General features: G+C 60.3%; 9 protein-coding genes. All 9 read right to left on the bottom strand.

Annotated elements, in window-relative coordinates:
* Positions 1-438: 438 nt before the first annotated feature.
* The 9 genes from GIW04_RS19645 to GIW04_RS19605 all read right to left on the bottom strand — a co-directional run bounded on the left by GIW04_RS19645 (position 439) and on the right by GIW04_RS19605 (position 12,753).
* On the bottom strand, positions 439-2,142 hold the full coding sequence (locus GIW04_RS19645) for an AMP-binding protein (RefSeq protein ID WP_034135418.1): 1,704 nt from the start codon (positions 2,140-2,142) through the stop codon (positions 439-441).
* A 31-nt stretch (positions 2,143-2,173) separates the two neighbouring features.
* Positions 2,174-3,472 carry an acetyl-CoA C-acetyltransferase gene (locus GIW04_RS19640; protein ID WP_120248262.1) on the bottom strand — a complete coding sequence of 433 codons (1,299 nt, stop codon included), beginning with the start codon at positions 3,470-3,472 and terminating at the stop codon, positions 2,174-2,176.
* Positions 3,469-4,359, bottom strand: coding sequence for a MaoC/PaaZ C-terminal domain-containing protein (locus tag GIW04_RS19635; RefSeq protein ID WP_120248263.1), 891 nt, complete (start codon positions 4,357-4,359; stop codon positions 3,469-3,471). Before GIW04_RS19635 ends, GIW04_RS19640 begins: the two co-directional genes overlap by 4 nt.
* Positions 4,360-4,362: 3 nt before the next feature.
* Positions 4,363-5,706: a 3-oxoacyl-ACP reductase gene (locus tag GIW04_RS19630; protein ID WP_003190767.1), complete on the bottom strand. Its 1,344-nt coding sequence runs from the start codon at positions 5,704-5,706 to the stop codon at positions 4,363-4,365.
* Positions 5,707-5,859: 153 nt separating this feature from the next.
* A complete protein-coding gene (locus tag GIW04_RS19625; RefSeq protein ID WP_120248264.1) occupies positions 5,860-8,370 on the bottom strand; it encodes an acyl-CoA dehydrogenase in 2,511 nt (836 codons plus the stop codon).
* A gap of 263 nt (positions 8,371-8,633) precedes the next feature.
* A complete protein-coding gene (locus tag GIW04_RS19620) occupies positions 8,634-10,091 on the bottom strand; it encodes an outer membrane protein transport protein (protein ID WP_236479140.1) in 1,458 nt (485 codons plus the stop codon).
* A gap of 132 nt (positions 10,092-10,223) precedes the next feature.
* Positions 10,224-10,718 carry an alkane oxidation protein activator PraB gene (praB, locus tag GIW04_RS19615; RefSeq protein WP_003190764.1) on the bottom strand — a complete coding sequence of 165 codons (495 nt, stop codon included), beginning with the start codon at positions 10,716-10,718 and terminating at the stop codon, positions 10,224-10,226.
* A 134-nt stretch (positions 10,719-10,852) separates the two neighbouring features.
* On the bottom strand, positions 10,853-11,347 hold the full coding sequence (praA, locus tag GIW04_RS19610; protein WP_003190762.1) for an alkane oxidation protein activator PraA: 495 nt from the start codon (positions 11,345-11,347) through the stop codon (positions 10,853-10,855).
* A gap of 125 nt (positions 11,348-11,472) precedes the next feature.
* Positions 11,473-12,753, bottom strand: coding sequence for an alkane 1-monooxygenase (locus tag GIW04_RS19605; RefSeq protein WP_120248374.1), 1,281 nt, complete (start codon positions 12,751-12,753; stop codon positions 11,473-11,475).
* Between the last annotated feature and the right edge of the window lie 276 nt (positions 12,754-13,029).

Genomic DNA, 13,029 nt, shown 5'->3' with positions numbered 1-13,029 from the left:
CAGTGACTTTTACTGTAACTCCTAGTGGGGCGGTGAAGTAATGGGTACCAGGTTGATTATAAACCTGCGTCTCTGCGCGCACGTAAGTTGAAGCAATTACACCACCAAACAATGCGCCAGAAAGCAATAAGGCCGACGATTTCTTGCTCACCATTTAAGGATCTCCATTAAGTGTGCCTCAGGGCACGATTGCAGTGTTAACCGCAACATCCCTGCCACCTAAGTTAAGAGACCTTTCATTCTAAATACACCTGTGAAACCTTGCAGACATCTATACCCATTAGCTATAACCTTAATAACTAAAACACCAACACCTCAAAAATCCTCTCATCATGCAGTTAGTTATCGAACAACCTCCCATTGTCGACACGTACCTTGCGCTGCTTGCGTTTAAGGGTACGGTATCCCCCTCCACTCTTGGGTATCCGTCACTTTAGATCAACGCAGCGCCCGACGAAGTACTTTGCCCACCGTTGTCTTGGGCAATTCCGTGGTGCGAAACTCCACGTACTTTGGCACCTTGTACCCCGTCAGGTATTCCCGGCAATGCGCAAGAATCTGCTCCTGGGTCAGGGCCGGATCCTTGCGCACCACGATGATTTTGACCTTCTCCCCACTCACGGCATCTTCCACACCGATCGCCGCCACTTCTGCGACATCCGGGTGCATCGCCACCACGTCCTCGATTTCATTGGGGTACACATTGAAACCCGAGACCAGAATCATGTCCTTCTTTCGATCCACCAGGCGGATATACCCACGTGCGTCCATCACGCCGATATCCCCGGTCGACAGCCAGCCCTCGGCGTCCAGCACCTCGGCGGTTTCTTTTGGCCGTTGCCAGTAGCCCTGCATCACTTGCGGGCCGCGAACTTGCAACTCGCCCTGCTCGCCAATGTCCGCCAGTACGCCGTCTTCGCGTACGAAGCGCACCCAGGTCGAGGGCAACGGCACGCCAATGCTGCCGGTGAATTCCATCTCACGCATGCGTGAAATATCAATGGGGCTGATGCTCACCACGGGCGAGCACTCGGTCAGCCCGTAGCCTTCGATGATCGGCAGCCCGGTGACTTCCTTCCAGCGCTTGGCCACCGCGGTGTGGGTGGCCATGCCGCCAGCAATCACCAGGCGCAGGTCGGAAAAGTCCCGTGCACAGAACTCCTTGTTTTCCAGCAAGCCGTTGAACAACGTGTTCACCCCGGCAATGCCATTGAAGCGCTCCTTGCGCAGGATCATCTGCACGCGCTTCACGTCCCGGGGGTTGGCGATGAGGATATTGCGTCCGCCCAGGCACATGAACATCAGGCAGTTCACCGTCAGGGAAAAGATGTGGTACAGCGGCAGCAAGGTCACATTGGTTTCCTGCTTGTGCAGGTTTAACTGGTCACCGACCCAGGCCTTGGCTTGCAGCAGGTTGGCAATGATGTTGCGGTGGCTGAGCATCACGCCCTTGGCATCGCCGGTGGTGCCACCGGTGTATTGCAGGAAGGCCAGTTCATCGCGGTGCAGGCTGACCGGTAAATGGTGCATGGCCCTGCCCTGTTTGAGCACCTGGTTGAAGCGCAGCGCGCCGGGCAGCCTGAAGGCCGGTACCTGCTTCTGCACGCTGCGCAGGATGAAGTTCATTGCCGCGCCCTTGAAGGTGCCCAGCAAGTCGCCAATGGCCGCGACCACCACACGCTTGACGCTGCTGCCGACCATGGCTTTTTCCAGGGTATGCGCGAAATTTTCGAAGATCACCACGGTTTCGGCGCCACTGTCCTTGAGCAGGTGCTTGAGTTCATGGGCGGTGTACAACGGGTTGACATTGACCACCACCGCCCCGGCCAGGATTGTGCCCAGCAGGCAGATCGGGTACTGCAAGCAGTTGGGCATCATCAGGGCCACGCGATCACCCTTCTTCACGCCCTGGCCCTGCAGCCAGGCGGCAAAGGCAATGCCCTGAGTGCGCCAATCGGCGTAGGTCATTTCGGTGCCGATGCTGACATAGGCCACCCGCTCACGAAATTTTTCCAGGTGCTCCAGGAACACTTCGCGCAGCGACGGGTAGTCCTCGATCCCAGCATCAATGTCCGCTGGCACGCCTGGCAAGTAAGTGTTCAACCAGATGCGTTCGGTGTGTTCCAGGCTGATAGCGTTCATGGCAGTGTCCTTATTGTTGTTTTTGATAGCGCTACTTTTCGACGATGGCGGTGATGCCCAACCCACCTGCCGCACAGATCGAGATCAGACCACGACCGCCACCGCGTTCGTGGATGGCCTTGGCCAGCGCCGCCAATTGCCGGCCACCGGTGGCCGCAAAGGGATGGCCGCAGCCCAGTGAGCCGCCTTTGACGTTCATCTTGGCGCGGTCGATGCTGCCCAGAGGGACATCAAGGCCGAGTCGTTCGCGGCAATATTGCGGGTCTTCCCACGCCTTGAGCGTGCACAGCACCTGGGCGGCAAACGCTTCGTGGATCTCGAAGAAATCGAAGTCGGCAAAACTCAAGCCTTCACGCGCAAGCATGCGCGGCACGGCGTAAACCGGCGCCATCAGCAGGCCCTCGGTGCCGTCGACAAAACTCACCGCAGCCGTTTCGCCGGTGCGCAAGTAGGCCAACACCGGCCAGCCATTGGCGGCGGCCCATTCTTCACTGGCGAGCAGCACTACCGAGGCGCCATCGGTCAGCGGGGTTGAGTTGCCAGCGGTGAGCGTGCCGTTCTGGCGGTCGAAGGCCGGCGACAAGCCTGCGAGCTTTTCCAGACTGATATCGGCGCGCAGGTTGTTGTCCCGAGCCAAGCCGCGATAGGGGCTGATCAGGTCGTCGAAGAAGCCGCGTTGATAAGCCGCATCCAGGCGCTGGTGGCTGGTGAGGGTCAGTTCGTCCTGGGCCAGGCGTTTGATCTGCCAGCGCTTGGCCATTTCTTCGCAGTGCTCGCCCATGGACAGCCCGGTGCGCGGCTCGCCATTGCGCGGCAGCAGTGGCTTGAACAGCATCGATGGGCGTACTTTCAGCAACGCCTTGAGCTTGTCACCCATGCTTTTGGCGCGATTGGCCGCAAGCAAGGTATGGCGCAAGGATTCGTTGATGCCAATGGGCGCGTCGGACGTGGTGTCGGCGCCACCGGCGATGCCCACTTCAATCTGGCCTAGGGCAATTTTATTCGCCACCAGCAACGCAGCTTCAAGCCCGGTGCCACAGGCTTGTTGCACATCATAGGCAGGGGTTTGCGGGGACAACGTGGTGGACAACAGCGCCTCGCGAGCCAGGTTGAAATCCCGCGAGTGCTTGATCACCGCCCCGGCGGCAAACTCGCCCAGGCGTTGGCCGTGCAGGTTGTAGCGCTCCACCAACCCTTGCAGGGCGGCGACCAACAGGTCCTGGTTACTGTCGTGGGCATACACCGTGTTGGAGCGCGCAAATGGAATACGGTTGCCGCCGATAATCGCCACGCGGCGGGTCGGGGCTGGGGTAAAACTGTAGTCACTCATTGCTGGCTCTCTTTGCAAATGAATAGCCCGCGCATATGGGGCTTGTCCCCGGCGAAATTGCGCACTTCGAACTCGCGCCGTGGGCCGCTCACGGGGTGGCCCCATAGGGCAACCTGGCCGGGCAGGAAGATCGGCAATTTGAAGTCGCAATGGGCCTCGGCCTGGTCCAGCCCGCCGGGTGGCTGTTGCGCTGCCAATGCGCGGCCCAGGGTCCACATGCCATGGGCGATGGCGCGACGAAAGCCGAAGAGTTTGGCACCGATGATTGAGGTGTGAATGGGGTTGAAATCCCCCGAGACCTTGGCAAAGCGTCGCCCCAGGTCGGCGGGCAGCACCCAACGCTGGGTGCGTAACAGGCCGTGTTCCTGCAACGGCAGTGGGTCGCTCCAGGGTTCACCCACCGGGTTGCTGACATCACGGCGCAAATACAGGCTGTCGCTTTCCCACACCAGGGTTTCCCTGCTGTAGGCGCGGGTGGCGATGCTCAGCGCCTGCCCCTTCGGATGGGCCACCCAGCGCTCGCAATACACCTCCAGGCGCAGCGCCTGGCCCTCGTGCAGGCGCTGGTGCTGACGAATGCGATTGGCCAGGTGCACCATGCCACTGGCCGGGTACGGAAAGCTCGGCCGAGTCAGCAACAGGAGGTGCAGGGGGAACGCCAGCACATGGGGATAGGACAATGGCACGCCCTGCTCGCGACGAAAGCCACACGCCCGTGCGTATGCGGCGATACCGGGCGGCGAAAGTTCCACCGCGCTGCGCACCAGGCGCGCTGTTGGCAATGGCGGCGCACCGTCTAACTTGGGTTTGCGCAAGGCGCGCAGGCCGTCGAGCAACAACTGCGTGCGCGACGGCGGTGGGTCGATAATCTGCGTCACGTAGTCCATCGGTCAGGCTCCCAACAGGCTTTGGCCGCACACCCGCACCACCTGGCCATTGACCCCGCCCGACGCGGGGTGGGCCAGCCAGGCAATGGTCTCGGCCACGTCGATGGGTTGCCCGCCCTGGGACAACGAATTCATGCGCCGCCCTGCCTCGCGGATCATCAGCGGGATCTTGGCGGTCATCTGGGTTTCGATAAAGCCGGGCGCCACCGCGTTCACCGTGACCTGCCGGGCTGCCGCACGCGGTGCCAGGCCCTGCACCAGGCCGATCACCCCGGCCTTGGACGTGGCGTAGTTGCTCTGCCCCAGGTTGCCGGCTATGCCGGAAATCGACGACACGCACACAATGCGCCCGCCGGGGTTCAAGCCCTGGCTGTCGAGGAGGGCCTCACTGAGCTGCAACGGTGCTTCGAGATTGACCGCCAGGACACTGCGCCAGGCGACCTCGGTCATTTTGGCGATGGTCTTGTCGCGGGTGATCCCGGCGTTGTGCACCACCACATCAAAAGCGCCATATTGGCTGACATGGGTTTGCAACAGCGCGGCGGTGTCAGCGGCGGTGATATCCAGGGGCAGCGCCGAACCGCCCACGCTGGTCGCCGCCTGCTGCAGGGCTTGCTGCGCCTGGGGCACGTCCACGCACACCACATGGGCACCGTCGCGCGCCAGCACCTGGGCAATCGCCAGGCCTATGCCACGGGAGGCGCCGGTGACCAGGGCACGTTTGCCGGCAAAGGGTTTGTCCCAGTTGATGGCGGCATGGCCATCGACCGGTTTTTCCAGGCGCACCACCTGCCCCGAGACATAGGCGGAACGGCGCGACAGGAAAAACCCTAGGCTGCTGTCCAGCGCGTCTTCCGCACCCGGCGCCACGTACAGCAATTGCACGGTGATCGCGCGGCGCAGCTCCTTGGCCAGCGAACGCACCAAGCCTTCAAGAGCGCGTTGGGCGATGGCCTGGGGCAAGTCGTGGCAATGTTCGGGCGCGGTGCCGAGCACCACCACCCGGCCATGCTGGCCGAGGCGCTTGGCATTGCTGTGAAAGAACAGGTAGAGCTCGTCCAACTGTTGCAGGTCGGTCACGCCGCTGGCGTCGAACACCGCGCCTTGCACCTTGACCGTGGACGGTGCCTTGAGCGTCGCCGGGGTCGCGGCGACGGTGTCGGTGGCGCTGAAGATGCGCTGCACCGAAGCCAGCAGGCGCCCTGCCCCGGCGATGATCACAGGGTTAGCCAGGCCGGCCTGGCCGCTGCGATGCCGTTGCAGCGCCAAGGGTTGCGGCAAGCCAACGGCCTGGGCCAGGCGCCGGCCCCAGGGGGAATTGACGAACGAAAGGTAGCTGTCACTCATGGTAAGCACTCACTCACAACACATACGTGCCTTGTAAACCCGATCGAATGTGGGAGCTGGCTTGCCTGCGATGCAGACGACTCGGTGTGTCAGTCAAACCGAGGTGATGCCATCGCAGGCAAGCCAGCTCCCACAGGTGGACCGGGTTTTCTCTTAATTGACCGGGACGCTGCGCCGTTTGGCCACCGGCTCGAGTGCCTGCTTACGCTGCTGCAGAGCCTCCAGCAAACCAAAGTCCTGGGGAAAGTCATCCACCTGGATACCGTGGTCGGCGTATTCCACATAGCGCGCCAGCAAGGCGTCTTCGTCGTCGCTGATCAAGTCCAGCGCCCGCGCCTTGACGCGCCAGTCGGTGAAGGCCATGGCAGAAATCGGCAGCGGGCCGAGCAAACCTTGCTTGATGGCGGGTTTGAGCCGCGCCTCGATCAACTCCACTTGGGGCAACAAACGGAACCCCAGTTCGCCATACGCCAGCTTGTCGATTTCCGGACGCGGGATGTAGGAATTGGCCAGCAACCGGTCGCGGGTCTCGCCAGGGGTCTGCACCACCTCCGCCACCTGCGCCAACAGGCGATCCGACGGTTTGCGCTGCGGGATGCCAAACGGAAAACTCAACGCACGCACCATTGCTGCTGCGGGCTTTGAAGGGTAGTTGTCGAGCACTTCGGCCAAGGCTTCGTGGGCGCGCAACAAGGCGTCCTGGGCCGCCCAGTGCACCAGCGGCAAGTCCGCCTGGGGCCTGCCGTCATCCTCGAAGCGCTTGAGCACGCAAGACAGGATGTACAGCTGCGACAGGATATCCCCCAGGCGCCCGGTGATATTTTCCTTGCGCTTGAGGGCGCCGCCCAGCACGCCCATGGAAATATCCGAGATCAGCGCCAGCACCACCGACAGCCGATTGGCCTGGCGGTAGTAGGCCGCCAGCGCCGGGTCGGTCTTGGCCGGCGCCGAAATCAGGCGCCCGCCGGTCAGAGCATGCACCGCTGCGCGTACGGCGTTGGCCACGACAAAACTCACATGGCCGAACATCGCGCTGTCGAAGTCTTCCAGAGCCTTGCGCCGGTCGGGGTTGTGCGCCGCTTCCATCTCGCGGAACACGTAGGGATGGCAACGAATCAGGCCCTGGCCAAAGATGATCAGGCAGCGGGTCATGATGTTCGCGCCCTCTACCGTAATGGCGATGGGGCTTTGCTGGTAGGCACGGGCGAGGAAGTTATTGGGGCCCATGCAGATGCCTTTGCCGGCGACGATGTCCATGCCATCGTTGACGATGATGCGCGCACGCTCGGTGACGTGGTACTTGGCGATGGCCGAGATCACCGACGGTTTCTCGCCGGCGTCCAGGGACGCCACCGACACCTTGCGCACCGCATCGCAGGCATACAGATGCCCGGCCATGCGCGCCAATGGCGCCTGCACACCTTCGAACTTGCCGATGGGCAGGCCGAATTGCTTGCGCATCGCCGCATAGGCGGTGGTGCCGCGCACCGCCACTTTGCCCAGGCCGACGTTGGCCGAAGGCAGGGAAATCGCCCGACCTGCCGCCAGGCATTCCATCAACATGCGCCAGCCGTTGCCTATTTGTTCGCGACCACCGATCACCCACTCCAAGGGAATGAACACATCCTTGCCGGTGGTTGGGCCGTTCTGGAAGACCGCATTCAACGGCCAATGACGCCGGCCGCTGTTTACGCCCGGATGAGAGGTGGGGATCAACGCACAGGTAATGCCCAGGGAACCTGGCGCGCCAAGCAAGCCCTGCGGGTCTTCGGCGCGGAACGCCAGGCCCAGCACCGTGGCAATCGGGCCGAGGGTGATGTAACGCTTGTCCCAGGTCACTTTGAAACCCAGTACTTCCTCGCCCTCATGCATACCTTTGCAGACGATGCCCAGGTCAGGGATCGCGCCGGCATCGGAGCCCGCATACGGGCTGGTCAGGGCGAAACAGGGGATGTCGTCACCGCGTGCCAGGCGCGGCAGGTAGTAGTTGCGCTGGGCGTCGGTGCCGTAATGCAGCAGCAGCTCGGCCGGGCCCAGGGAGTTGGGAACCATCACCGAAATGGCTGCCGCCGAGCAGCGTGTCGACAGCTTCATCACCACTTGGGAATGCGCATAGTGGGAGAAGCCTTTGCCGCCGTACTGCTTGGGAATGATCATGCCGAGGAACCCGGCCTCCTTGGTGTACTGCCAGCCCTCGGGGGACATGTCCTGCCAGACTTGTGTGGTTTCCCAGTCGTTGGCGATGTCGCACAGGGTTTCGACTTCGTTGTCGAGGAAGGCTTGCTCCTCGGGGCTCAGGCTGGCCGGCGCGGCTTGCAGCAGACGCTGCCAGTTGGGTTTGCCGCTGAACAGCTCGGCGTCCCACCACACGGTACCGGACTCGATGGCCGCACGCTCGGTGTCGGACATCGCCGGCATGATCGTACGAAACAGGCCCAGGGCCTTGGCGGTCAGCAGCTTGCGACGCAGGGGTTTGATTGCCAGCACCACGGCGGGCAGCACCACCAGCAAAGCCGCGACAGTAAGGCCCAGGCCGGCCACCGCGTTGAACAGGTAACCAACCGCCAGCCAGACGATGCCGGCGCTTAGCCACAGGGCGGCGGCGGCTTGTCGGTAAGCCAGGGCAATCGCTGCTGCGATACCCACCAATAACCAGATAAGCATGGGGGAGACCTCTACTTGATTCAGGGTGTGGCAAACGCGTGGGCAGCTCGACATGAGCTGCGGCTGAAAACCACACTACAAACTTCAAAGAGCAAATTCAAATTTTGTTTTGAAATTTTTATTTAATCGTTAAACCAAAAAAAACACGGCTGAATGCCTCAACCGGTCATCACCGAAATAGACCACCGCCCTGTAGAAAGACACAGCTCGGAGGAAGGCTGCAAGATGCGCTTGCCGCCCTCCGTCATCGTCCTCAGGCCCCGTCAGAACGCATAGGTCGCTGACAAACTGACCACATCACCCGAAGACTCGGCCTTGCCATCCAGGCTTGCGCCGCCCAGTCGGTCGATGTTTTTGGTCTTGAGATTGACCTTCTGCACGAACTGATGGGAATAGGCCACATCCAGGCTCAAGCCCTTGACCGCCTTCACATCGTAGCCAGCCCCCAGCGAAAGGAACGTACGATCGCCATCGGGGATGCGTGGATCGCGGGTGGAGTTACGTGTAGGCGTCTGGTCGATAGCCACGCCGGCACGCAAAGTCAGTTCATCGGTCGCACGGTAGTCACCGCCGAGGGAGTACATCCAGGTGTTTTTGTATTTGTAGGGAATGGAGACAATGCGCATATCGCCGGAGTCGAGGGTCAAGTCCTTGAACGACGACCATTCGGTCCACGTGACGCTGGCACCCAGGGTCAGGCGATCGTTGAACTGATGCACCCAATCCAGGCCCGCAGTGGCAGGAATATCCAGTTGAACCTTGGCATGCGCACCGTTGGGGGCCAATTCCAGGCCAGGATAGGCGGTGTTGACCAACGTACCGGTGCCCCCGAATGGGCTGGGCTGAGTCATGAGGTTGTAGGAAAACTGATCGGCGTACAGGTTGTACTTACCCGTCATCTTGTTTTTGATCTTGGCGTGGTAATTCAGGCCCAGGGTGTCGCGCTCGGTGGGTTTCCACACCACGCCGGCAAACCAGCCAGTGGAAATATTGTCGACCTTGACCCGCATCAGCGCATGGCCCACGTCTGAGGGGAAGTTGATCCCGCCAAGCTCGGAGTCAGACACTGCCGCAGCGGACAACAGGTCGACGTTCTGGCTGACGAAGCCCTTGCTGTGCTGCACGATCATGCCGCCGCCCACGGAGAACTGGTCGTTGACTTTAAACAACAGCGAGCCCGTCAACCCGACGGTTTCGATTTTGGTATCCACGGCAAAGTCGCGCAGTTTGGAGTCTTCATTCCAGGTGGAGCGCATGCCCTGTGGCACCACTTGGCTCAAGCCGAAGGCAAACCGGTCGCCCAAGGGCATCACCATGAAGCCGGTGGGCAGCCAGGCCGTGAAGCCGCCCTGGCCACCGTCGTTGTTATTGACAGCGGTTGCTGCGCCATCGGGAAAACCATTCTCGTCCAACGGCGTACTGGAAATCGGGTTGCCGGCGTAATCCGAGGCACTGCCCTTGTACTTGATCTTGATGCGCGCATAGTCGACCGTGAATTGCGCAACATTGTGTTCGACAAACGCCATGGCGGCCGGGTTGTTATAAGCCGAGCTCGGGTCGTTCTTGAACAACGAGCCGCCGGCAAATGCCCTGCCCCAACCAGGTGCGCCGTAGGTCGGGGTAGAAAAACCGCCAGCCTGTGCAGGCGCGATGAAGGCGGTTACCCCTCCCATCAACGCCAGCCCCAGCAAAACCTGCACGTGTTGTTTCTTATTATTCATGCGGCACTCCTTTTTGTTATCCCTGTGAACCGGCCTCGCCCGTTCGTCTTGCTGCCCGGCACTGCCTGAACTGGCGCCTGGAAAAGGCGCCAGTCTTTCAGCAGGTGATCAACCCAGTGTTCCGACCGGCCATCAAGGCACGATGGTGAAGGTTGGGCTTGGGGTCACGCTCAAGCTCACCACGGTGCAGCTGCCGCTGAGCCCTTGGTTGGCCGCCGTCAGCACCCCACCGCTGTAGCCCACGGTGATGGTCGATGGGCCACAGTTAGAGGCTGGGTACAGGACAGAAGAGGCGATGGTATAGCCGACATTGGCGACCGAACCTGCCGCTGGGCCGGTGGCGGTCAATGTCCATGGCAACCCGGTGATTTTTGGCAATGCGCAAAGGCCGCTACCGCTCACCGTCACCCCGGTGATCTTGGCCACGCCAGTGGCGTCGACGTTGCCGGTAAAGTTGGCAGTGCAGTTAACGGTGGCCTGATAGGACGACGGTGATTTCACCGAAATAGTGCCAGGCGCCGTAAAGTTCGAATTAACCGGCGTGATGCTGTAGGCATTGGCCATGGAAGCAGCCCCCATGCAAACAGCCAAGGCAGAGAGCGACACGAGAGTTTTCAAGCTTTTCATTGTTTTTCCTCACATGTTATGGCGATTCATTTCGCCAGGGGTAATGGCCATGATCGAGAGGTCACGGTGAAACTGCAGAACTTCCCTTTCCAGCCAAATTTCAATGCATTTACCGCTACAACCGTTGGAACGCGTTATTCGACAACTTTGAAGTTGGGCGGCATCTTGATCGACACCGTCTTGATCTTGCAGTCTTCGCCAATCGCAACATCGGCGGCTTCCAACTTTCCGGTGGCGTTATCCCAAGTACCGTCGGCCGTCGACGGCCCACACTTGCCACCCAGGCCAAAGGCATGCACGTCCACGCTGATCTTCGACATGGAGCCGCTTTTTGTATCTTTGGCGATTAACACCCAAGGCAAGTTGATGGCTTCGACACGGCTGCACTTGAGGCCACCGTCGAACTCGACTTTGTCGACATTCACCGATGAACCATCGGCTGCAACCTTGCCGGCTACCTTGATGGTGCAGTCGGCACTGATGAGCTTGCCTTTGGAAAAGCTGATAGGCCCCTGTGCAGTGAAGGCACTGCCCGCGGGTTCGATACGCGCAGCCTGGGCCTGGTGATACACAATCAGGCCCATGGCCGCCAAGAAGATGTGGGCGGTGAACTTGGCAGAACTTTGCATGGTGTACGTCCTTCCCTTGAAATTATTGTTGTAGGGTCAAACCAGGTGCTTGCACTCAATACTCCGGGCGATCAGAACCTGCGCGATACACAGATCCCGAGTACACCCTGAAGGCTTACTTCATCTCAAAACGGCTTGGCACTACCGCTGTACTTTTCCAGGTACTTCAAGCGTTTTGACGGTTGAAGATTGGTCAGGTTGATATCACCGCCATAGTGATTCAGTACACGATGGTCCATGCGACGCCGCCACAAGTACGGCACATAAGCCCAGACAATCATGCTGGCGTAGCCATAGGGAAGTTGCGGTGATTCATCAAAGTGACGCAGCGACTGATAACTGCGCGTGGGGTTGGCATGGTGATCGGAGTGCCGCTGCAACTGGAACAGAAAGATATTGGTGACAATTCGATTACTGTTCCACGAGTGACGCGGCGAGCAGCGTTCATAACGGCCATTGGGCAACTTCTGACGCTTGAGGCCGTAATGCTCGACATAGTTCACCACTTCCAGCAACGAGAACCCGTAGATGCCCTGGATAATCAGGAACGGAATTACCGCCGCCCCCAGCCAGGCAATCATTGCGCCCCACAACACCACGCTGTACATCCAGGCGCTGAGCACCGCGTTCTTCCAGTGCAGGGCCGGCAGGCCGAGTTTGCGCAGGCGTTCGCGCTCCAGGTTCCAGGCCGACACGGCGCTGAACCACACCGAACGCGGCAGGAAAGCCCAGAAACTTTCACCCAGGCGCGAGCTGGCCGGATCTTCCGGAGTGGCGACCCGGACGTGATGGCCACGGTTATGTTCGGTATAGAAGTGCCCATAGAAGGTCGGAGCCAAGGTGACCTTGGCCAGGAACACTTCCAGGGGCTTGGGTTTGTGCCCCAGCTCATGGGCGGTGTTGATGGCAATGCCGGTGGCGGCACCGGTGGACATGGCCATGCCCACATAGGTCAACCAGCTGATTTCACCGTGAAGTTCAGTGCGTACGGTGATGAACGCGGCGGTCCTGGCCAGCCAGTTCGACGGTTCCAGGGTGGCCGTGGCCTGCAACAGGCCGCCGTTGATGATCCAGTCGATACCGCCCGCAGCGAGCCAACCGGTGATGACCACCGAGGCAATCACAAACAGCACCCCGGTGTAGACGATCCAGCGGTAGTAGCGTTGGGATTCAAGGTGGCTGACCGCAGATTCGGGCGGGTTGCTGACGTCTTCGCCAAGCAGGCCGTCAATCAGCGGGATCAAGCCGAAGATCACCAGCACGCCCACCCACCACAGTTGTTGCACGCCTGTGGTGATGGCAAGGGCGCCGGAGAGTAAGGGAGTCGCCAGCGGCATAATGCCGAGCCACCACAGGTGGCGTTTGCCGTCGGCCCACACGGTCGCAGCTGCCAGCGTCTGGCTCATGGCAGCCTCCGAACACAGTCGGTAGGCGATGCGGCAGCGGTGCGCTGACTGCTGCGAGAAATCATGCATGCGATAAAAGGCGTTTTTTTCATTATTTTATTCGCTCTTAGGCATTTCAAAAATAATTTCAAATTACACATTGAAATATTTTTTTAAATAAATAGCGCGGAATCGTTAGGTCGTCAACTAGTTTCTCCAGCCCTTTTTTCCGTGACCGAGCAGTCTCTTTTCAGCCATTGGGTCAGGTACTCAGGGCAGGCATCAACGCTAATGAAC

The sequence above is a fragment of the Pseudomonas sp. PA-4-8C genome (genome assembly GCF_021606625.1).
GTDB lineage: Bacteria > Pseudomonadota > Gammaproteobacteria > Pseudomonadales > Pseudomonadaceae > Aquipseudomonas > Aquipseudomonas lactis.
Note: the sequence above shows the minus strand (reverse complement) of the source record. Positions and strands in the feature narration are given on the sequence as shown.